Origin of the sequence: Actimicrobium sp. CCI2.3, from assembly GCF_035019065.1 — a bacterium.
Lineage (GTDB): Bacteria > Pseudomonadota > Gammaproteobacteria > Burkholderiales > Burkholderiaceae_D > Actimicrobium.
In genome coordinates this window covers 117185-139815 of the sequence record NZ_JASJWR010000004.1, presented here as the reverse complement: position 1 = coordinate 139815, position 22631 = coordinate 117185, and the positions used below count along the sequence as shown (strand labels likewise).

18 protein-coding genes are annotated in these 22631 nt (G+C 55.4%); 14 read left to right on the top strand and 4 right to left on the bottom strand.

The annotated features are described in order from the left end of the window. Positions 1-17: 17 nt before the first annotated feature. Positions 18-434 carry an alternative ribosome rescue aminoacyl-tRNA hydrolase ArfB gene (arfB, locus tag QN370_RS03960; RefSeq protein ID WP_322127270.1) on the top strand — a complete coding sequence of 139 codons (417 nt, stop codon included), beginning with the start codon at positions 18-20 and terminating at the stop codon, positions 432-434. 10 nt (positions 435-444) lie between these two features. Here the strand turns inward: arfB and QN370_RS03955 are convergent, their stop codons facing one another. The 3 genes from QN370_RS03955 to QN370_RS03945 are packed head-to-tail and all read right to left on the bottom strand — an operon-like array spanning position 445 to position 3448. Further along, a complete protein-coding gene (locus QN370_RS03955; protein WP_322127269.1) occupies positions 445-1614 on the bottom strand; it encodes a DUF1501 domain-containing protein in 1170 nt (389 codons plus the stop codon). Between the two features lie 20 nt (positions 1615-1634). After that, complete coding sequence (locus QN370_RS03950; protein ID WP_323581675.1) at positions 1635-3146, bottom strand: DUF1800 domain-containing protein; 1512 nt, start codon at positions 3144-3146, stop codon at positions 1635-1637. A 14-nt stretch (positions 3147-3160) separates the two neighbouring features. Then, positions 3161-3448: a hypothetical protein gene (locus QN370_RS03945; protein WP_322127266.1), complete on the bottom strand. Its 288-nt coding sequence runs from the start codon at positions 3446-3448 to the stop codon at positions 3161-3163. A gap of 167 nt (positions 3449-3615) precedes the next feature. On the opposite strand from QN370_RS03945, the gene ompR reads away from it, so the two are divergent. The 4 genes from ompR to QN370_RS03925 are packed head-to-tail and all read left to right on the top strand — an operon-like array spanning position 3616 to position 7562. Continuing rightward, positions 3616-4371, top strand: a complete 756-nt coding sequence (ompR, locus tag QN370_RS03940; RefSeq protein ID WP_322127265.1) for a two-component system response regulator OmpR — start codon at positions 3616-3618, stop codon at positions 4369-4371. Positions 4372-4378: 7 nt separating this feature from the next. Then, positions 4379-5740 carry a sensor histidine kinase gene (locus tag QN370_RS03935; protein WP_322127264.1) on the top strand — a complete coding sequence of 454 codons (1362 nt, stop codon included), beginning with the start codon at positions 4379-4381 and terminating at the stop codon, positions 5738-5740. Between the two features lie 37 nt (positions 5741-5777). Then, positions 5778-6347 carry an MSMEG_1061 family FMN-dependent PPOX-type flavoprotein gene (locus tag QN370_RS03930; RefSeq protein ID WP_322127263.1) on the top strand — a complete coding sequence of 190 codons (570 nt, stop codon included), beginning with the start codon at positions 5778-5780 and terminating at the stop codon, positions 6345-6347. A 57-nt stretch (positions 6348-6404) separates the two neighbouring features. Further along, positions 6405-7562 (top strand): iron-containing alcohol dehydrogenase, encoded by a 1158-nt coding sequence (locus QN370_RS03925; RefSeq protein WP_322127262.1) that lies wholly within the window; start codon positions 6405-6407, stop codon positions 7560-7562. 120 nt (positions 7563-7682) lie between these two features. Here QN370_RS03925 and QN370_RS03920 read toward each other — a convergent pair whose 3' ends face one another. Next, a complete protein-coding gene (locus QN370_RS03920) occupies positions 7683-8747 on the bottom strand; it encodes an aldo/keto reductase (RefSeq protein WP_322127261.1) in 1065 nt (354 codons plus the stop codon). A 172-nt stretch (positions 8748-8919) separates the two neighbouring features. On the opposite strand from QN370_RS03920, the gene QN370_RS03915 reads away from it, so the two are divergent. The 9 genes from QN370_RS03915 (at position 8920) to QN370_RS03875 (ending at position 22467) form a co-directional block, all read left to right on the top strand. After that, positions 8920-9960 (top strand): hypothetical protein, encoded by a 1041-nt coding sequence (locus QN370_RS03915; protein ID WP_323581674.1) that lies wholly within the window; start codon positions 8920-8922, stop codon positions 9958-9960. Further along, complete coding sequence (gene recJ / locus QN370_RS03910; protein WP_322127259.1) at positions 9957-11651, top strand: single-stranded-DNA-specific exonuclease RecJ; 1695 nt, start codon at positions 9957-9959, stop codon at positions 11649-11651. The genes QN370_RS03915 and recJ overlap by 4 nt, the downstream gene beginning before the upstream one ends. A gap of 121 nt (positions 11652-11772) precedes the next feature. Next, positions 11773-12027, top strand: coding sequence for a hypothetical protein (locus QN370_RS20685; protein ID WP_416172136.1), 255 nt, complete (start codon positions 11773-11775; stop codon positions 12025-12027). Positions 12028-12088: 61 nt separating this feature from the next. Further along, complete coding sequence (locus QN370_RS03900; protein WP_322127257.1) at positions 12089-13408, top strand: TAXI family TRAP transporter solute-binding subunit; 1320 nt, start codon at positions 12089-12091, stop codon at positions 13406-13408. A gap of 58 nt (positions 13409-13466) precedes the next feature. Then, a protein-coding gene (prfB, locus tag QN370_RS03895) for a peptide chain release factor 2 (protein ID WP_322127256.1) occupies positions 13467-14571 on the top strand; the annotation gives its coding sequence in 2 pieces (ribosomal slippage) (positions 13467-13547 and positions 13549-14571; 1104 coding nt in all). 25 nt (positions 14572-14596) lie between these two features. Beyond that, positions 14597-16129 carry a lysine--tRNA ligase gene (gene lysS / locus QN370_RS03890; RefSeq protein ID WP_322127255.1) on the top strand — a complete coding sequence of 511 codons (1533 nt, stop codon included), beginning with the start codon at positions 14597-14599 and terminating at the stop codon, positions 16127-16129. Between the two features lie 156 nt (positions 16130-16285). Further along, positions 16286-16906, top strand: coding sequence for a glycine zipper 2TM domain-containing protein (locus QN370_RS03885; RefSeq protein WP_322127254.1), 621 nt, complete (start codon positions 16286-16288; stop codon positions 16904-16906). Between the two features lie 261 nt (positions 16907-17167). Then, positions 17168-19180 (top strand): SGNH/GDSL hydrolase family protein, encoded by a 2013-nt coding sequence (locus tag QN370_RS03880; RefSeq protein ID WP_323581673.1) that lies wholly within the window; start codon positions 17168-17170, stop codon positions 19178-19180. 494 nt (positions 19181-19674) lie between these two features. Beyond that, positions 19675-22467 (top strand): carboxylesterase family protein, encoded by a 2793-nt coding sequence (locus QN370_RS03875; protein ID WP_323581672.1) that lies wholly within the window; start codon positions 19675-19677, stop codon positions 22465-22467. The last annotated feature ends 164 nt before the right edge of the window (positions 22468-22631 follow it).

The following is a 22631-nucleotide window of genomic DNA, read 5'->3' as shown; positions in this document are numbered from 1 at the left end:
CATACCAACTGCCTTTCATGAACCTGGAAATTACTGATTACCTCAGCTTGCCTTTAAGCGAAATCGAATTGACCGCCATCCGCGCACAGGGACCCGGCGGACAGAACGTGAACAAGGTCGCCACGGCGATTCATTTGCGCTTCAATATCAAGACGTCGTCGCTGCCGGAATATTGTCGCGAGCGCTTGCTGGCGCTCAACGATCACCGCATCACGCGTGATGGCGTGATCATCATCAAGGCACAGAACGGCCGCAGTCAGCCGCAAAGCAAAGCGGAAGCATTGCGCCGGTTGCAGGAATTGATCCAGCAGGCGCTGGTGGTACAGACCTTGCGGCGTGCCACCAAACCGACGCGCAGTTCGCAGCGCAAACGCGTCGATGCGAAAACCGGGCGCGGTGCCATTAAGGCCTTGCGCGGCAAGGTACGGGATTGACCGGGATCGCTCAGGTCCGCACCAGATCGAGCACTCCTGCGCTGGCCATGTCGCTGTCATCAATCGACCAGCATTGCCGCATCAGGCTGGCATAGACCGTCCGAAAATCAATCGCATGGCCGAGATTGCCGTTGCCGTCGAGCCGGTTCAGCTGTGGTGCTGCGCCGAATAGCCCGCCGTTGACGCGTCCACCGAGCACGAAATGGGCGGAGGCCGTGCCGTGATCGGTGCCGCCGGACTGGTTTTCCCGCGGGCGACGACCAAACTCCGAGTAGGTCGAAATGACAGTGCTGTCCCAGCGATTGAGTTCGATCAATGCAGATTTCAATGCGACCAATCCTTCGGCCAGCTGGGTCAGTAATCCGGCTTGCGTGCCGTTCTGGTTCTGATGCGTATCGAAGCTACCCAGCGTCAGGCGCAGCACCGCCACCGGCTTGCCGGTTTGTTCGGCATTACCGATCACCTGCGCGGCAGTCTTGATGACATCACCGAACGCGCCCTTCGGAAACACGGTCTGCAAGACGATCTTGCCCTGCGTCGGCTTCATGCCGTCAGCGGCTTTGACGATATCCGTTTCGACTTTCATCAGGTGCTCCAGCGCAGTATTGCCGTGGACGTTGGCTGGCATGGCGAGGCGGGCGTTGCCGAGGAATTGATCGGTACTCGATAGCGCTACTGCACGGGCACCGCCGGCCAGTGGCCCCAGTTCCTGACTGCCGATGAGGATGCCGTCAGCACTGAACGATGCCGGCGTGGGGTGGCGCGCAAACACGCGTGTCAGCCAGCCCTGCTGCAGGGTTTGATCCGAACGCGATGCGGTATCCCAGATTTCGATCGAACGAAAGTGCGACAGATTTGGCTGCGGGTAACCGACACCCTGCAAGATAGCCAGTTGGCGGTCCTGCCACATCGGCATCAGTGGCAGCAAAGACGGGTGCAGGCCGGTTGTCGCATCGAGTTGCAAGACCTCGTCACGTTTGATCGCGATGCGCGGGCGCAAGGAGTAATAGGCCGGATCGGCGTATGGCACCACCATGTTGAGGCCATCATTGCCGCCCTTGAGTTCGATCAGGATCAGCAGATTGCGGTAAGCAGGCAGGTTGCCCGCTAGCGCCCATGTCGGGGCAAACAGCGCGGCACCCAGCCCGGCAGAAAATTGCAAAAAATCGCGTCGTTGCATCGCCATCTTTCAGAGATTGTTCATTTCAGTTGATAGACCGGATCCATCACGAGACTACGCAAATAGGCAGATCCATGCAAGGCGGCATTGGTCGGTGCACTCGGCTCCCGCGCCAGCACGGCACGCTGGATTGCCAGACGCTGCCGCAGGTCAGGTACGAGCGCATCGTCGCTGCCAAATTCGGCCAGCCACGCATGCGCATCAAAGCCTATCCTTGTCACTGCATTGGCAAACTGGATTTTTCCCTCGCGTCCGAGGGCTTGCTGGCCGGGCAGTTTGGCACCGTCCTGCATCATGACTTGTGCACGCGCAGCGGGCCGTTCGGTGGCGCGAAACAGTCGCTCCAGCACGGCTTCGCGTGCCAGCAGCGTCGTGCTGTTAATCCACGCATCACCGCCCGGCCAGCCCTTCACATTAGGCGGATTAAACAGATTCTGGCCTAGCTGCCCGATCGCAAAAGTGAATGGCAATGGATCGTCATAACTGAAGCGGAACTGACGCAGGGTGCCGACCACCAGTTCGACCGGCGACTTCACGAGCGTGGCCCGGTTGTTCACCTCCCAGAAAGCCGGAGCAAGAAAGAGCTCGCGGAGGGCGGTCTTGATATCGTAGTGACTGTCGCGCAATTGCCCGGCAATGCGCCTGACCTCGCGTGGATCGGGGGTTGGCGAAATGAATTCGCGCCAGAGTTTGGCAACAAGATATTCGGCGCACGCCGGTTGCGCCAGCAGGATGTCGAACATCGCATCGCCATCAAGATTGCCGCTCACCCCGAGGACGGTTTTGCTACCCGTGTCGTGTGCCGCGGGCCGAATCCTGAATTCACCGGTGTCGCGCTCGACGCTCCAGCCCGTCAATGCCCTGGCAGCTTCCTTGACATCCTGCTCCTCGTAATGGCCCTCGCCAAGCGTGAACAACTCCATCACTTCGCGGGCAAAATTTTCGTTCGGTGCGCCTTTGCGATTACTGGAATTGTCGAGGTAGAGCAGCATCGCCGGATCCCGTCCGATTGCATGCAGCAAGGTGCCAAAGTTACCTGACGCTTGCTGGCGAAACAGACTATTTTGGTGGGCCATCAGCTGAATTGAACGGACCTTTTGCTGACTGGACGTAAAGTGGTTATGCCAGAACAAAGTCATGCGCTCGGTCAGCGGCGTTGTTGTCGATAGCATTTCGCGCAACCACCATCCGCGCAATTCAAAGGCGCGGCGCTGCTCCTGTTCGCGCAGCGCTTTTTTTTCGTCGTCGGATTTGTCCTTGCTATTCAGAGAGGAGATGGGCTGCTCGTCAATCCATCCGGGTACTGCCGTGGCGGCGGTGGAGCGCGTCTCGGCCAGTACCTGCTCCACAGCCTGTCGCCGCGACAAGTGGCTGTAACGGGCAACCTCGTCACGATCGGGTGCGAAGCCCGTGCGCATTAGAAAAAACCGGGCATCTGCTTCATCGAGCTGTTGCGCAGACACGGTCCCGGCCATCAGGCAAAGCAGCATTGCAGCCATCATCTTGAACCGATCGGGAGTGAACGCGGGCATGATTGTTTTCCGGATTAACGCTTCTGATCGTGGAGGTTGCTATTGGCCTCGTCAATCGAGCGACGCAGCGCTTTGCGCTCATTCGGACTCATGCGCCCTGCGGGTAGAGGCGACGGGTCTCTTTGTGTGGCAGACTCACGAACATTGAATGAACGATCTTGTGCTGGTGCCCGATCCTGGGGACGTTGTTCGCCACGAATGTCGCGGCGCAGGCGGCTGTCTTCCCGATCATTGGCATGGGCGAAAGTCGCGCCAAGTGCAAGGACGAAGCTGATGATGCAGGTACCGAGGATTGTTTTCATTTGAGTTTCCTTGAAGCGGTCCGGCAAGTCAGTTCGGATCGACTTCCGAGTCTATGCGCCTTTGCAAATGGGTCGCCGGATGATTCCGTAAAGTATGTAATATTTTGTAATGCCCCACAGCAGGTGGTTTTAAAACAGATTTCTGAAGTTACCATACACATATGACTATGATCTCCAACTCCGCCACTCCCACAACGCCCACTGGCCATCAACAAAAAATCCTGGTCGTCGACGACGACATCCGCTTGCGTGACCTGCTGCGACGTTATCTGACCGAGCAAGGCTTCCATGTCATCACGGCAGAGAATGCGCAGACCATGAACAAGCTCTGGCTGCGAGAGCGCTATGACTTGCTGGTACTCGACCTGATGCTGCCAGGTGAAGACGGCCTCTCGATTTGCCGCCGCCTGCGTGGTGCCGGTGACATGACACCGATCATCATGTTAACCGCCAAGGGCGAAGACGTCGACCGTATCGTCGGTCTCGAAATGGGTGCCGACGATTACTTGCCGAAACCATTCAATCCGCGTGAGCTGGTCGCACGCATCAGCGCCGTATTGCGGCGCATCGGACCGGACGAGTTGCCGGGCGCGCCATCGGAACGGCCGCAGTCCTTTGAATTCGGTGAATTCGTACTCGATCTTGGAACCCGGACTCTAAAGAAAAGCGGTGTCAGTGTCGCCCTCACCACCGGTGAATTTTCCGTCCTGAAGGTGTTCGCCCGCCACGCCCGCCAGCCGCTATCACGCGAGAAGCTGATGGAAATGGCCCGTGGCCGCGAATATGAAGTCTATGACCGAAGTCTGGACGTGCAAATTTCGCGACTGCGCAAACTGATCGAGCCAGATCCATCGAGCCCGCTTTACATCCAGACGGTCTGGGGACTCGGCTATGTCTTCATTCCCGAGGGCCAGCCGCGTTGACTCTGCTGTGACTTTTCCCCTGTCTCGACCCGACACCAATACGGACCGGCTTGCCTGGTTTCGCAGCGGACTGTTCTGGCGCACGTTTGTCTTGCTGGCCTTCCTGATCATGGGCAGCATGGCGGCGTGGGTCGCCAGTCTGCGCGTCGTCGAGCGCGAGCCGCGCGCCGAACAACTCGCCAACCAGATCATCTCGGTCGTCACGATCACGCGCGCAGCGCTGACCCATTCAGCGCCCGATATGCGCATCGAACTGTTATTCGATCTGGCCAGCAACGAGGGCATCCGCGTCTACCCTCTCGAAAAAGACGACGTCGTCCTGCCACCGCGCGACAGTACCCTGATGCCCTTGCTGCAAACACGCATCCGCAACAAGCTGGGATCCGATACGCGCTTCGCCCGCAAGGTCAATGACGTGGCCGGGTTCTGGGTCAGTTTCAAGATCGACGGCGATGACTATTGGCTGATGATGGACCGCGACCGTATCGATCGCACCTCCGGTATCCAGTGGCTGGGATGGGCCGCCGTAACGCTGCTGCTGGCACTGCTCGGCGCGGGCTTCATATCACGTCTGATCAACCAGCCGTTGGCCCGTCTGAGTGCTGCGGCGCGCGCGATTGCGAAGGGCCAGCAACCGGAACCGCTCCCGGAACGGGGAACGCTCGAAATCCGCGAAGCCAACCAGAGCTTCAACCACATGGTCGATGACCTGAACCGGATCGAATCTGACCGTGCGGTCATCCTGGCTGGCATCTCGCACGACCTGCGAACGCCGATTTCACGGATGCTACTCGAAGTCGAAATGGCAAAACTGAACGACGAGGCGCGCGCTGGCATGCAATCGGATCTGGCCCAGATGGATGGCATCATCGGCCAGTTCCTCGACTACGCCAAGCCAACCGATACCGCCAGTTTCGAGACGATTGACTTGTCGCAATTACTGGAACTGGCCGCTCAGGAAGCCAGTCGCTTACCCGACGTCCGGGTAACAACACACATCGACACCGGTATCACGATAAAGGGAAACCGGATCGAACTCGAACGCGTGGTGACCAACCTGATAGAAAATGCACGTCGCTATGGCAAGACCGGCGATAGCGCATTGGCCGACATCGATCTGATCTGCTGCATCGAGGGCGGCAAGGTTCTGGTTGAAGTCGGCGATCACGGCAACGGCATTCCCGAATCCGAAATGGACCGGTTGCGCCGACCGTTCACCCGCCTTGATGTTGCTCGCGGTCAGGCAAACGGTTCCGGTCTCGGACTGGCGATTGTCGAGCGCGTCATTCGTCGACACTCAGGCAAGTTACACTTGCGCAACCGTCATGACCACGGTCTGATCATTGAGATCATGTTGCCGGTGGCCTGAACCGCCGTGCTCTCCCCCGCATTCACCCTAAAAGACCATGACCAACACGCACACGATCAACACGATTGCCGAACTCGAAGCGGTGTACGGCATGCCCGGCGAACGGGCCAGTCGCAAACAGATCGATCATCTTGATGCACTCGGCCAGCGCTTCGTCGCCGCTGCGCCATTCCTGCTGGTTGCCACCTGCGGCACGTCCGGCATGGATTGTTCGCCGCGTGGCGACCGTCCCGGCTTCGTCGAAATCGGCGACGCACACACGCTGCTCATACCGGACCGGCGCGGCAACAATCGCATCGACAGCCTGCGCAACCTGGTCGTCAATCCACTGATCGGCTTGCTCTTCCTGATCCCCGGTGTCCATCAGTGTCTGCGCGTCAATGGACGCGCCCGCATCAGTACCGAGCCGGCATTGCTGTCGCGCTTCGTGCTCGACGGCGTGTTGCCAACGAGCGTGCTGGTAGTCAGCGTCGAGCAAGCATTCGTACAGTGTTCACGGGCAATCCTGCGCGGCGGCTTGTGGCCGGTCGATCCCGAACAGGTGCCGGGACTGGCCGCATTGCTGCAGGAGCAAATCGGCAGCAAAGAGTTGTCATCCAGTCTATGATGCCCGCAGTCGCGGCATCGCCATGCCGTGCGGCTCAACCATTCAAAGGAGCTCTGCATGAATAATTTTGACTACGCTAATCCGACCCACATTCTGTTCGGCAAAGGCCGTATCGCCGACCTCGCCAAAGTGGTTCCCGCCGATGCCCGCGTGCTGTTGTTGTTCGGTGGCGGCAGTATCCGCAACAATGGCGTCCTCGACGAAGTCCATGCCGCACTGGCCGGTCGCACCTTCCATGAATTTTCCGGGATCGAGCCGAATCCGAGTTATGAAAACCTGATGCAGGCAGTCGAACTGGTACGCAAGGAAAAGATCGATTTCCTGCTCGCCGTCGGCGGTGGCTCCGTCATCGACGGCACCAAATTCATCGCGGCGGCAGCCAACTTTGACGGTGAGCCGTGGGCCATTCTCGAAAAAGGCGGTCGCAACGTCACCAGCGCCCTGCCCTTCGGTGCCGTGCTGACCCTGCCGGCCACCGGCTCGGAAATGAACAACGGTGGCGTGGTCACGCGCAAGTCGATCAAGGCCAAGATGGCCTTCTCGAGCAAGCATTGCTTCCCGCTGTTTTCCATCCTCGATCCGACCAAGACCTTCACGCTGCCGACACGCCAGATCGGCAACGGTGTCGTTGATGCGTTTGCGCACGTGATGGAACAGTACATGACCTATCCGGCCAACGCGCCGGTGCAGGACCGCTTCGCCGAAGGCATCCTGCAAACGCTGATCGAGGAAGGCCCGAAAGCACTGGCCAATCCGGAAGACTACGACGTCCGTGCCAACATCATGTGGTGTGCGACGCTGGCACTCAATGGCTTGATCGGTGCCGGTGTGCCACAGGACTGGGCCACCCATATGGTCGGTCATGAACTCACCGCGCTGTACGACCTCGACCACGCACAGACGCTGGCCATCGTGATGCCATCGATGCTGCGCGTACGCAAGGAAGGCAAGCGCGCCAAGCTGCTGCAATATGCGGCGCGCGTCTGGCACCTGACTGAAGGCGACGAGGACACCCGCATTGAAGCGGCCATCGTCAAGACCCAGGCGTTTTTCGAGCAGATGGGCGTCAAGACCCGTTTGTCCGATTACGAACTGAACGCCGACGCCGTCGAAGCCGTGCTTGCCCAACTGAGTGCGCACAAGATGACGACGCTGGGAGAGCGTCGCGATGTGACGCTGGAAGTGAGTCGTCAGGTGCTGGAACTGAGTTTGTAAAACACGGCATTCCGCATAAAAAAACCCGCACGACATGCGCTGTCGTGCGGGTTTTTTATTGGTCGTGGCACATTCGTGCCAACGCGCAATGCAGACTCTCCATCAAAGATACTAAACAGTTCAAGTCGACAGCAACGCATTACGCGGCGCTTCATCGCGCAAGGCCAGACGCGGTGCGCCCTGGCGTCCTATCATCCAGCCCGGATATTCGGCCGGTAGCGCGCTGACTTTGTCGAGCATCTCCAGTTCCTCACTCGACAACGCCACCTTGCTTGCAGCGATATTGTCGGTGAGCTGATCCGGGCGATTGGCACCGATGATGACGCTGGTCACGACGGGCTGATGCAGTAGCCAGGCCAGCGCAATTTGCGCTACCGAGACATCCTTGCTGTCAGCAATCTTGCGCATCACGTCAATGACCGCGTAAGCACGGTCACGGTTGACCGGCGGGAAATCAAAATTGGCACGCCGACCAGCGCCGGCACTTTCGTTGGTCCGATCGTATTTTCCCGACAGCAGGCCGCCCGACAAAGGACTCCACACCATCAACCCCACGCCCTCGGAACGCATCATCGGCACCAGCTCGCGTTCCAGATCCCGGCTGGCCACCGTGTAATGCGCCTGTAGCGAAACGAAACGGGCAAGATGGTTGCGTTCGGAAATACCCAATGCCTTGGTGATCTGCCAGGCCGCCCAATTCGACACGCCCACATACCGGACATGGCCGTGCTGGACCAGATTGTCGAGCGCATGCAATTGCTCTTCCATCGGCGTGACGGCATCGAACCCGTGAATTTGATAGAGGTCGATATGATCGATCTGCAGTCGCTGGAGGCTGGCTTTGCAGGCATCGATCAGATGCACGCGCGACGTGCCACCCTGATTTGGCCCTGGCCCCATCGGACCAAATGCCTTGGTGGCAATCACCACTTCGTTGCGTGCGATACCGAGATTGCGCAGCGCCTGGCCAGTAATTTTTTCGGATAAGCCGCCAGCGTAGACATCGGCGGTATCAATGAAATTGATGCCGCCATCGATGGCGGTACGGACCAGTTTGTCGGCATCATCTTGCTGCAACTGGCCGATCTTGCTCCACATATCGTCGCCGGTGCCGCCAAAGGTCATTGTACCGAGACACAATTCGGAAACGAACAAACCTGTATTGCCGAGTGTATTCATGCGCATGGTGCTACTCCTTGGTAATTGGAAAAGGATGTCCGGAGACGGTGGCTGGACTATATCCTCCTCTTTCGATTGTTTCAGGAGCAACGGTTTGACCGATCAATCAGGTCTGCCGCAGATCTGCCCGAACGTAATGCGGCGATGACCATTCGCCGAATTGACCTACAATCCGGCCATGAGCCATCTCGATATCCTTCTGCCTTTTGCCCTTCCTCCTGTCGCCATGGGCCCCGACTTGCTGCGCGCGATGCACACGCCGTCACTGGCCGTACTGCTGGCCCGCAGCAAAACTTCCCCCGCCCAGACCCATGATGCGTTTGCTCACACGCTGCCGCATGAGTCCTGGCTGGCCAGCGCATTCGGGTTATCCCAGGGTGAGGCAACCGACAGCAGCCCTCCGCTCGCCTTGCAGGCAATGCACCGACGCGGCTTTGCGCCCGAATCAGGTAGCTGGTTTGTACTCAATCCGGTCCATATTCATATCGCTCGCGATCATCTGGTGCTGACCGATCCGCGCCGGCTGGAGTTATCCGATGCGCATTCCCGCACCCTGTTCGCACTGGCTGCCCCGCTGTTTGAAGAAATGGGCCAGCAACTGGTGTACGGCGACGCGGCTACCTGGTTTTTACGCGCGGATAGCTGGAGCGATTTGCAGACCGCAACGCCGGACGCAGCCTGCGGCCACAACATCGATATCTGGATGCCGAAAGGCCCGACCGCGCGCGACTGGCGCAAGGTACAAAACGAAATCCAGATGCACTGGCATGACGGTATCGTCAACCAGTCGCGCGAAGACAGTCGGCTCGACCCGGTCAATTCGCTGTGGCTGTGGGGCGGGTCGCCAGCCGAACCGCGCTTGCCGTTGTCGCGCTATACCGATGTCTTCAACCTTGCCGACTGGCGCGGCGAGGCAGTCAGGCATATTGACAGTGCGACCGTCACCGAGGTACTCGCCGCGAAACCTGACCACGGCTTGCTGCTGCTCGACACGCTGATCGAACCGGCGCTGGGCGAAGATTTGTCGGAGTGGCTGCTGCGCATCAATGGTCTTGAGCCGACCTGGTTCGCGCCACTGCTGCAGGCCATGAAAGAGGGTGCGCTTGGCTCGTGTCGCCTGATCCTGACCCATGGCAGCCTGATCACCGAGCATCTCGTCACCCGCACGACGCTGCGCAAATTCTGGCAAAAGCCGTCCTTGAAGGGGTTGCTGCAATGACCCGTCTCGCGACCCGTGCGGCCTCTCCGCGCGATACCGAACGGCTCATTCAGGACGGCATTCATCCGGTGCTGGCGCGTCTGTACGTCGCACGTGGCTTGCTCGATGTGCGTGAGTTGTCGTGTGAACTGTCATCGATGATTGCGCCATCGGGCTTGCTGCATATCGATGCGGCTGCCGTTTTTCTGGCCGATGCGATCGCCGCAAAGAAGCGCCTCGTCATCGTTGCCGATTACGATTGTGATGGCGCGACCGCCTGTGCGGTCGGTTTGCGTGGCTTGCGCATGCTGGGTGCCGATGTCGATTTCATCGTGCCGAACCGGTTCGAGTACGGTTATGGCCTGACACCCGAAATCGTCGCACTGGCGCAAGCCGAAAAATCCCCGGACATCATTGTCACCGTTGACAACGGCATCGCCAGTATCGACGGCGTCGCCGAAGCCAACCGGCGCGGCATCGATGTGGTCGTGACCGATCACCACTTGCCGGCCGATACGCTGCCGGCGGCACGCGTGATCGTCAATCCGAACCAGCCCGAATGCGGTTTCCCGAGCAAAAATCTGGCGGGTGTCGGCGTGATGTTTTATGTGCTGCTGGCCTTGCGTGCGGAGATGCGCCAGCGTGGCCTGTTTGACCAGCAGAGCCAGCCCAAGCTCGATGTCCTGCTCGATCTGGTCGCGCTGGGCACGGTGGCCGACGTCGTCAAGCTCGATGCCAACAACCGTATCCTGGTCGCCCAGGGTTTGAAGCGCATGCGATCCGGACGCATGCATGCCGGGGTCGCTGCGCTGTTTCGTGCCTCGGCCCGTGAAGCACGCAAGGCCAGTCCGTTTGACCTCGGCTTTGCGCTTGGCCCACGCCTCAACGCCGCCGGTCGGCTGGCTGACATGTCGCTCGGTATCGAATGCCTGACCACTGATGACGAAGGCCGCGCCTGGGCCATCGCCCAGCAGCTCGATGCGATCAACCGCGAGCGACGCGATATCGAAGCCGACATGCAAGACACGGCGCTGGAACTGCTCGACAGTTTTGATCCACACGACAAATCAACGATCAGCGTCTTCGACGCCGGCTGGCATCAGGGCGTCATCGGCATCGTGGCATCGCGGTTGAAGGACAAGTTCTATCGGCCGACCATCACTTTCGCACCGGCTGGCGATGGCTGGATCAAAGGTTCCGGCCGCTCGATTCCGGGCTTTCATTTGCGCGATGCCCTTGATCTGGTCTCGAAACACGCACCGACCCTGATCGACAAGTTCGGCGGTCATGCGATGGCCGCCGGCCTGACTTTGCGGGCAGACCATTTCGATGCCTTTGCCACGGCTTTTGAAGCAGTCGGACGCAGCTGGCTGACACAACATCAGCTCGAACGCGTCCTTGAAAATGATGGTTCGCTGGAAGATGCTTTCTTTACGACCCAGTTCATCGATCTACTCGACGGCCAGGTCTGGGGTCAGGGCTTTGCGCCGCCGGTGTTCTGTGACGAGTTCCGCGTCATCAGCCAGCGCATTCTGAAGGAGCGCCATTTGAAGCTGCAACTGGAACGCAATGGCCAGCGCTTCGATGCCATCTGGTTCGGCCACACCGACGATCTCGGTGGCCGCGCGCGGGTCGCGTACCGGCTTGATGCCAATGAATACAACGGTGTGACACGCGTGCAATTGATGGTCGAGTATGCCGAATGCGCCTGATCACGGTGATGGCCCAGCGAGATCATGGTCGCGCCGCGAGCGCAAATAAGACGATTTTTAAAACGGCAGTCGGGCGTTTTCCACGTATACTTTTTCGAACCGAAAATAATGAAAGCCTTGCATGACGTACGAAGAATTTCTTGATGAAGTCACCACCCTCCTCACAGAGCTTTATGATCTGGAGGATGCCGCCGCAATCAAGCTCGTGATGGATGCGCAAGAGGCCGAATTTTTCAGTGTGCACGATGATGTGCCCGCGATGTGCACGCCAGAACAGGCAAAGTTGGATGCGATCAAATTGTTCGAGCAGAAGCAGAACAAGCAGCAAACACACAAGAAACAGCAGCAGCGGGTCCAGCAAAAAAAGAAACTCTGAGTCGCCAGCAACGCTGAACCGCAGACTCCCCCCTTTCGCAACGGTCGATCCGGATTCGCCCATGTCACTCACCGCCATTGCTGCGCTACTGCGACACCGCTGGTGTATTCCGATACTGTGCGTCATCGTCGCCGCGCTGATTCTGATCGGCTGGTTCCGGCTGCAACCGTTGCCGAACAAGACCATCGTCATGAGTGTCGGCAATGACGATGGCATTTACAGCGCCTATGCGAGCAGGTACGCCGAAATACTGGCACGTCAGGGTATTACACTCGAACTGCGCAAATCATCCGGATCGGTAGAAAATTATCAGCGCCTGAAAGATCCGGCCAGCGACATCGATCTGGGACTGGTGCAGTCCGGCATCGGTGAGGCGCGTGACGCACCCGACCTCGAAGTGCTGGCAGCGGTTTCCTATGAACCGATCTGGCTGTTCTACAACGGCCCCGCGACGATCGATCAGATCGCCCAGCTATCCGGAAAACGCCTGGCCGTCGGACTTCCCGGCAGCGGCCTGCGTAACCTCACCATCAATTTGCTGGCGGCGCACGGCATCAATGCCAGCAATACGACGCTCACCGACATGACTGCCCAGCAGGCCGAAACGCAACTGCGTAGCGGCACAATTGATGCCGGATTTTTTATCGGCATTCCCAAAACTCCGTTGGTAGCGAAGCTGCTTGACAGTGAGTTGAAGCTGATGAATTTCAGTCAGGCCGACGCTATCGTGCGCAATTTTCCGTCGCTGTCAAAAATCGTTTTTCCACGTGGTGCCATTGATCTGCGCAGCGACCGGCCCAGTCAGGATGTCACGCTGCTATCGGCCACTGCGATGCTGGTTGCCAGGAACCGACTGCATCCTTCGCTGATTTATGCACTACTCGACAGCGCCGTTGAGGTCCATGCCGAACCTGGATTTTTCGCGGTACGTAATGAATTTCCTAACCTGCATACGGATGACTTCCCGGTTTCCGAGGAAGCCCGTCGCTACTTCCGCTCGGGCCGCCCGTTTCTGCAAAACTACCTGCCATTCTGGCTAGCCAATTTTATCGAGCAGCGCTTTGTGCTGCTGGTACCGCTGCTGGCGCTGTTGTTTGCCTTGCTGCAAACGGTGCCACGTTTGCTCGCCTATCGGGTGCGCACACGTCTGTCGCACTGGTATTGCGAATTGAACGCGCTCGAAGATGCGCTACGCACGACGACCGCGCCCACCGCGGCGCAACGCCATCACTGGCACGACCAGTTGGCCCAGCTTGATGCCGCGGTCCATCAGATCGATTTACCTTCTCGTTACTTCAACCAGCTCTATGCACTGAAGTTGTCGATCCAGATCGTGCGCAACCTGCAGCATCAGCGCGATGAGACAGTACGCGATGGCTGAGGATGTCCCCTGCTCGCGTATAATTTCGCCTTTCACGCACAAGACAAAAGAAGACATCATGGAAGCAGAACAACTTAATTCTCTGGAAGGGCTGCTTGCAGACCTGACCATCCGCGCCAACGAACTTCGGAGGTATCTTTGACTTCGATCTGAAGTCAGAGAAACTGGACCAGGTCAACGCCGAACTCGAAGATCCGAAAGTCTGGGACGACCAGAAGCGCGCGCAAGATCTCGGCAAAGAAAAGAAATCCCTCGAATCGATCGTGCTCACGCTCATCAAGATCGATGCCGAACTCGGTGACGCCAGCGACCTGTTCGCGATGGCGCGCGAAGAAAAGGATTTCGACACGCTGCAAGCCATCGAAGAAGATACCCAGGTCTTGCAAAAGCTGGTCGAGGGCATGGAATTTCGCCGCATGTTCAGCAACCCGATGGACCCGAACAACTGCTTCATCGACATTCAGGCCGGAGCCGGCGGAACCGAAGCACAGGACTGGGCTTCGATGCTAATGCGCCAGTACTTGCGCTATTGCGAACGCAAGGGTTTCACGACCGAAATTCTCGAGCAATCCGATGGCGAGATTGCCGGTATCAAGACCGTCACGATCAAGGTCGAAGGCGATTACGCCTACGGTTTTCTGCGTACCGAAACCGGCGTGCACCGACTCGTGCGCAAGTCGCCGTTCGATTCTGCGAATGGTCGCCACACGTCGTTCTCCAGTCTGTTCGTGTACCCGGAAGTCGATGATTCGCTGGAGATCGACATCAATCCCGCCGATGTGCGCGTCGATACTTATCGTGCATCCGGCGCGGGTGGTCAGCACATTAACAAGACCGATTCCGCCGTGCGTCTGACCCATGGTCCGACCGGCATCGTCGTGCAATGCCAGAACGATCGCAGCCAGCACCGTAACCGGGCCGAGGCATGGGCCATGCTCAAGTCGCGCCTGTACGAGCACGAGATGCGCAAGCGCATGAGTGACCAGCAAAAACTGGAAGACTCCAAGACCGATATCGGTTGGGGTCACCAGATTCGTTCCTACGTGCTGGATCAATCACGCATCAAGGATTTGCGAACCAGCTTCGAGACCGGCAATACCAAGGCGGTGCTTGATGGCGATATCGACGAATTCATTGCAGCCTCGCTCAAGTTAGGCGTGTAGTTCACTTTTTTTGATTGCGCATTCCATGACCACCAACACTGAAGTCGCCACCGACGTACCAGCCCCCGACGAACATTCGATCCTGGCTGAACGACGTGCCAAGCTCGCTGCGATCCGCGCTGCCGGGATCGCCTTCCCGAATGATTTCCGGCCGCAGCACAAAGCCGCCGCACTGCATCTGCAATACGGCGAACTGGACAATCCTGCCCTCGATAGCGCCGCTGCCAGAGTCGTCGTGGCCGGCCGCATGATGCTCAAGCGCGTGATGGGAAAAGCCTCGTTCGCGACGTTGCAGGATGCCTCCGGCGATCGCGCCGATGGCCGCATCCAGCTCTACATCACCAACGATCTCATTGGTGTCGAAGCGCACGACGCCTTCAAGCATTACGACCTGGGCGACATCCTTGGTGCCGAAGGTATCCTGTTCAAGACCAAGACCGGCGAGCTGTCGATCAAGGTCACGGCGCTGCGCCTGATTACCAAATCGCTGCGCCCGTTGCCGGATAAATTCCATGGTCTGGCTGACCAGGAAATGAAATATCGTCAGCGTTACGTCGACCTGATCATGAGCGAAGAGACACGGCGCACATTCAAGGCACGCACGGCGACGATGTCGTCGATTCGACGCTTCATGAACGAGCACGAGTTCATGGAAGTCGAAACACCGATGCTCCACACGATTCCCGGCGGTGCAGCCGCCAAGCCATTCATCACGCATCACAATGCCCTCGACATGCAGATGTTTCTGCGCATCGCTCCCGAGCTGTATTTGAAGCGACTGGTGGTCGGCGGCTTCGAGCGCGTCTTTGAAGTCAATCGTAACTTCCGCAATGAAGGCGTGTCGCCACGTCACAATCCGGAATTCACGATGATGGAATTCTATGCGGCCTATGTCGATTACCACTGGCTGATGGACTTCACCGAAGCCGTGATCCGCCAGGCGGCAATCGATGCGCACGGTACGGCCAACCTGACGTATCAGGGTCGCGCGCTCGACCTGAGCGAGCCGTTCCGGCGCTTCACGATCCTCGGTGCCATCAATCATTACGCGCCGCAATACAGCGCCGAGCAACTGGCCGATGCCGACTTCATCCGGGCCGAACTGAAAAAATTCGGTGTCAAGCCATTCGCCACAGCGGGCCTTGGTGCCTTGCAACTGGCGCTGTTTGAAGAAACCGCCGAAGCGCAATTGTGGGAGCCAACGTACATCGTCGACTACCCGGCTGAAGTGTCGCCACTGGCACGCGCTTCTGACACGGTACCGGGTATCACGGAACGTTTCGAGCTGTTCATTTGCGGCCGTGAACTGGCCAATGGATTCTCGGAATTGAACGATGCCGAAGATCAGGCCGCACGATTCCAGGCGCAGGTCGCGGCCAAGGATGCCGGTGATGAAGAAGCCATGTTCTATGACGCCGATTACATCCGCGCCCTCGAATACGGCATGCCACCCGCCGGTGGTTGCGGTATCGGCATTGACCGGCTGGTCATGCTCATTACCGATTCGCCGAATATCCGCGACGTGATCCTGTTTCCGCATTTGCGTCGGGAAGACTGAGCGATCAGCCCTTCGGCATTCTCCGAGTCCACAGGTCAGGTGTAATGGTTACATCACTTTACGTCTGACACAGGAACTAGCTGGCCTGATCTGCCCTCTACGACCATACTCGCCCCACCGACTGCAGCAAGGTCGTCCGTATTCACAGGAGAAATCATGAAAAAGAACATGTCAGGTCGTATCCATCCGCTCATTGCTGCTGCCGCTGCCGCAGTAATACTCGTCAGTCTGGTTGGCGTCGCAGCGATTACTGGCCTGCTACCAAACTCCAAGGCAGACCAGTCTGCCGAGACCTACAAGACCGCAACGGAACCAGCGCCATCACTGGTTTCCGAAAATAACCAAAAATATAGTCCGCAAGAGCCTGTCAAACATTCCAGCCAGTCCGGGCACTCCTCCCGCCCTGCCCAAGAAAATTATCCGCAGCAAGCTGCCGCACAATGCTACAACTGCGGCCGCGTCGAATCGGTCAAGACGATCCAGTCGACCGCACGGCCTAGTGGCGTCGGCGTTGGCGTCGGTGCCGTTCTTGGCGGCTTGCTCGGCAACCAGGTTGGCGGCGGGAATGGTCGGACGCTAGCTACCGTCGCCGGTGCCGTTGGTGGCGGTTATGCCGGAAACGAAGTTGAAAGGCGCTCAAGCGTCGCAACCAGCTACCAGGTTCGGGTACGCATGGATGACGGCCAGTTACAGACTTTCCCAAGCGACAACGCGACCAACTGGCGCGCGGGTGACGAAGTACGTGTCGTCAATGGCTCGCTGACATCGCGGAACTGATGCCATAGTCGATTAGCGCAGCACCCAAAAAACGGCAGATTTGCCGTTTTTTTTTCGCCTGGAGAGCGCACATTCCTCCACCACTTTTACATCCGTTCCCGGCAAGGTCATGGTGTAGGACAAAATCTGTAACAAAATACATGGTCTGTGCAATCTAGCAAATTTAAAAGCACCCTCTACTCTTAAGAGATAGTAGCAATCGCTACGCAACCATGTATTTTCTGTTCAAGCTGAATAGCATTCACTTAACTGGGGACAAATATGTCGAAGATTGAACAGAACACATTTTTTGAAAAAGACTATTTCATTGCTTCTCATATAGATAAGTCATCGAAATCATTATGTGTGAAGCGATCTTTTTCAAGCAATGTAATTAACGCTCATACGAGTTTATTTTTCTTGCTCACTTTCATCTTGATGTTAAGTCTTTCAACAAGTTGGGCCGCCCCGATCCAAAAAGGCGTAAATTACAAAATCATGCCGATTGGGGATTCCATCACAGAGGGTAAATTCGCCGGATGGGGTGGTTATCGCGCACCTTTGCAGAAAATGTTGAATGACAATGGATACAGTTATACGTTTGTTGGCAAGGAGGATCATAAAGGAAATAGTAGCTTCCCCTATACGGAGGCGGATCAAACTGTAATGTGGAATCTCAGCAGCGACAAGTTTCAGGAAGATCCAGCCTTCGCAATTAGCCATCCATTGATTAATTTCGGCACATATTCCGGAACCTATGTAAATAAAATCAGCGCATATCAAGACTATTTGATTAATGGCAATCTTCCATTCCAGGCAAATCATGAGGGTTATGGATCGTATCGTATCGATCAAATAGCCGATGGTATGTCTAACAATCCTCTTGAAGGACATGCGGCATTGCCAATCGAAACCACCTTGGCAAACTGGAACCCTGATGTGATTTTACTGATGTTAGGTACCAACGACGCACTTCAACCGTACAATCCTACCGGTGGAGATTATGCATCCAATGCGGCATCCCGTATGAAAGCCTTGCTCGATAAAATCTTCGATGCTAAACCTCAGATAATGGTTGTGCTTGCACAAATCACCCCAATCAAAAGAAATGATCCATCGCGTATTGACGCTGACAATAGAGCCCAAGCATACAACTTGGCTATTTCTAAAATTGTCAGCGCGTACCAGACAGCAGGAAAAAACATTGTCATGGTTAATCAACATGATGCATTCGATCCAGCGACGGAAACCAGCGATGGAATACATCCAACCGCTGCTGGATTTCAAAAAATGGCAGCAGTGTGGTACGAGGGTCTTACACGTAATTCTGCTGCACCGACAACAGGCCCAGCGGTCAGTTATTCCGGCGGTAGCTTTCAGGTAAATAGCCAGCATTTCAGTCTTGGTTATACTTTTACCACTGGCGACCAAGGTGTGGTTGTGTCCGAACTCGGGTATTTGAATGATGGTAAAAACAATACCCATCAAGTGCAAATCTACAAGGTAATCACAAGTCCGGATGGTGCTGGTAGTGGCACCGGAACAGCGGTCGCAGGCGCTTATGCCAGTGTGATAACAACAGGATCAGACACAACAACGTTCACCTATGTGCCCATTACTCCTGTGACATTATCTCCAAATACGACCTATCAAATTGTGGCAAACAATAATGGAAACGGGTTTCTGATAAACGCAACCAATGCCGTCTTTAACGGTATTCGGTATGGCACTTCGACATATACCGCAAACACAGATAAGCCTGATTTCAATACCTCTACATATTCAGTAAATAACATTGGAAATATCGGGCCAAATTTCAGAATCAAAGTCCCCGGCGCTGCTCTCAGTTATTCTGGCGGCACCTATGACATAAATCCAACCCATTACAGTCTTGGTTATACCTTCACGACGGGACCGCAAAGTCTGGTCGTATCATCACTCGGTTATGTCAATGATGGGATGAACAATACCCATCAGGTAAAAATCTATAATCAGGCAACTGGTGTCATGGTTCCAGGCGCATCTGCCAATGTAACAACCAGCGGCTTGAATACGAATACTTTTACCTACGTTTCAATTGCACCAGTGACATTAGCTGCGAATACCACCTATCAAATCGTTGCCAACAACAACGGTAACGGGTTCCTCAGGAACGCTGTTAACACGGTATTTAACGGCATTATTTATGGTGTTGCAACCTATAGGGCTTACACCGATACTCCTGATTTTAATGCGAATACTTATTCTCCTAACAATGTAGGCAATATAGGGCCCAATTTCAAAATCTCCCAATAGTAATATTATTTTCGATAATTAAATATATTGTTCAGCATTAAAAAACAATTACTGGCTAACGTCAGTAATTGTTTTTTTGGTTGGTAAGTTATTGTTTCTCTGCATTAAAAAAATTCATAATAAAACTGCTACAGCCATATTATATCCCACATCTTTTTAGTGGCGCGTCCATGGCAATATAAATCTGAGTCTCTTTGGCAAGGTCAATGAGTGGGCGGTCTCTGAACTGAAATTCACCAATGCCAACATTAGCCTCTTTTCAAAGTTGTGGCGCTCCCGCACCGTTCCAGCCTAAAAATAAATCCCGTTTTATCGAAATCCGACGGCACTATATGTCCGCTTTGCACCACAAGTAATATTTTATTTTAAATTATAAGTTACTCTGTATTGAGCAAATGGCTCAAAGCATCACTAAGGCATTGCCGAAATACTACCTAATACCGCGCGCGACGTTATTGACATCGATTTACCTTATCTACCACATGGAGATAAAGATGAAAACTCAATTCAAAAACGAATCCCAGTTGATAATCTCGCGGACGGGGCAGTCCGCGTCAATAGACAAAAGCCTGAAGAGTGGATTACTGGTTTTCATTGCTTGTCTGGGTGTAATTTCTTGCACTGCCGATGCGGGAACTTCCTGGGTCGTCAGTCTTGGCAGCGACAACCCCAACCCCAACACCAACACCAACACCAATAACAAATACATAGCGACCGGGTCTGAACCGGACCCCCTCGGTATTACTCACTTCGTGGCGATCCCGTACGCGATGCCGCCGATAGGCAAGCTGCGATGGGTTGCTCCCAAGCCATGGGCAAACAACTCGGGCACTCGGTCTAACCCGGGTGATCCGGCGTCTCCGACGTTCGACCCAGCATTCCTGGGGAACAGACAAGTCCCCCAATGCATGCAAGCAAACGGGGATAGCGAGGGTGACCATGTCCTTCCTACAACGCCGTTGTTTGTCCCAGGTGCATTATTGCCCCGCATTACTGTTTCTAGCGAAAATTGCCTGTATTTGAACGTTTATGCCAAAAAGCCGAGCCAAACGTCACCCAAAGCACCCGTTTTTGTCTGGATCCACGGAGGTGGCAACAAGAATGGTACCGCAATGACCGGGCTCTACAATCCGACTCCGAAGTTAGATGGTCGGTCCACGGTGCCGCCTTTTATGGAAACAGTGGGTGATGCCGTGGGTGATACCGTGGTCGTGACCATTAATTACCGTCTTGGTGCGTTCGGCTTTCTCGGCCATCCCGAACTGACCAGGGAAGCTAGAACTTCTGGAACATACGGTAACCTGGATCAAATCATGGCGCTCCAATGGGTGCATGACAACATTTCCCAATTTGGCGGTGATCCCGGCAACGTCACGATTTTTGGTGAATCTGCGGGTGCCCTGGACACGAGCATTCTTAACGCATCCCCTCTTGCTGCAGGGCTCTTCAAACAGACAATTCAACAAAGCGGCTACAACCTGCCCGTCTTCTGGACGCTTAACCTGGCACGCGTTTTGTCCAGCAAGGGCTCTGCATTCAACACGGATATTTTCACGGGGGAACGCGCTATCAATCCGTTCGATGACCGAGGCAAGCCAAGGTGGCCCACGCTTGATGATCAGGGGAAAATTGGATCTGGACTCGCTGTCGTACTCAATAAATCATGCCCACGAGGGACAGTGAGTGGACGAGAACCAGGCATTCTCTCCAGATACTGGGGGGCTTGCGGTTACCCGACGATCATGGGCATTGGTGAATTGCGTAATCTCCCCGCCGGTATTATCAGCGCTGCCTATTTAAATTCGGGCATATCGATATCTGATACCGGCATCCTGCCTAGATTTAAACCTGTTGGTTTAGGTATTGCTATAGTCGCACCACCGATAGACGGCCAACTGCTGACTGCGCAACCAGTGGAAGTGCTGAACAATTCGCCTGCAACTGTCGACGCAAGACCCTCGACTATCGGCTCGAACCGCGACGAGTACACTTCATTGCTTGAACCTTACGCTCCCTCTATCATCGACTGTGTCAAAAATAATGCTGTCCGTGATTGCAGCGGGAATGCCGCTGGCGTCAATCTTTTGAGTGCCGACGGATCGGGCTTCAAGGAAATTCTTAAGGCCATTTTCGGGAATGCGAATGGTGAGAAGGCATTTTCTTCCTTGCCGCCCCAGTACACGCCCAAGCACAATGGACGTGTCGACTATACGTATGCCAGCGATGTTCGGGACGCCGTAGTGTCGCTGCTCACCGACGCTGTGTTCACATGCCACAGCCGCAGGCTCACTCAGGTCACCGCGAAAGCGTCCGCCGGAAAAGGATCTAGCTACCGTTATCAATTGACTTATCGTCCAGGCACTCCAGGTAATCAGAATGCGCCGACTGAGCCGGGGAAGCTATTCGCTTCTTATCTCGGATACCCTAATTCGTTGAACCAGATGGGTGCGTTTCATGCTTTGGATGTTGGCTATGTCTTTGGCATGCCATTGCTGTCACAGTTATTCGTTATGAACAACAAGGATACTGATTTAGCCAAAGCATTTCAAACCGCATGGAGAATGTTTGGCCAATCGGGGAGCATGCCTGTATCCGGCGTCTCTTCGAACGCCTGGCAATCAGTCATATGGAAACCGTACCCGATAAGTGGTCTTGGCGGGGGGGGCGATCCGGTATTCAAGTTCGACAGTACGTTCAGTGTTTCAGAAGGTACGTTGAGTTCTGCGTCTGGAAACCAGATCGGATCAGATCCAAAATATTGGTTGTCGTCGGCATGTGACTGGATCGATCCACCACCTGTTGAGGCGCTGAGTGTTTCGGGAGGCAATTTTAGAACCAGTATGGTTTCCCGTAGTATTGGTTATACCTTTACCACTGGAGCAAAAAGTATCGATGTCGTTAAGCTCGGTTATCTGAACGACGGGATGAACTACGCTCATCCGGTACTTATTTATCAAGTCAATGCGGATGGTGTATCTGGTACTCCTGTAGCTGGAGCCTTTGCCATGGTAACCACAACTGGGTCCGATAAAGCATCATTTACTTATGTGCCAATTCCGCGAGTAACGTTGGCTGCGAACACTACCTATCAAATCGTTGCCAACGACCACAGTGACGGGCGTCTAACCCAAGCAACTATAACTGGCATTAACGGGATTATTTATGGTGCCGCTATTAGTGCCACCCTGACCTCTACCTCCACCTCTACTCCCGATTTTAAAATAGACCCCAATTCAATAAATAATGAAGGAAATGTAGGGCCTAATTTCAAAATTCTTCAAGATTAATATCATTATCGCTAATAAAAAGTATTTTTCAGCATTGGTAAAACAACTACTGACTAACATCAGTAGTTGTTTTTTTATTGGTAAGTTAATGTTTTTCTGCTTTAGTGAAAATCTTGAATAAAGCCGCCGCAGCCGTATCGAATCTACACCTTGGTAGTGGCTCG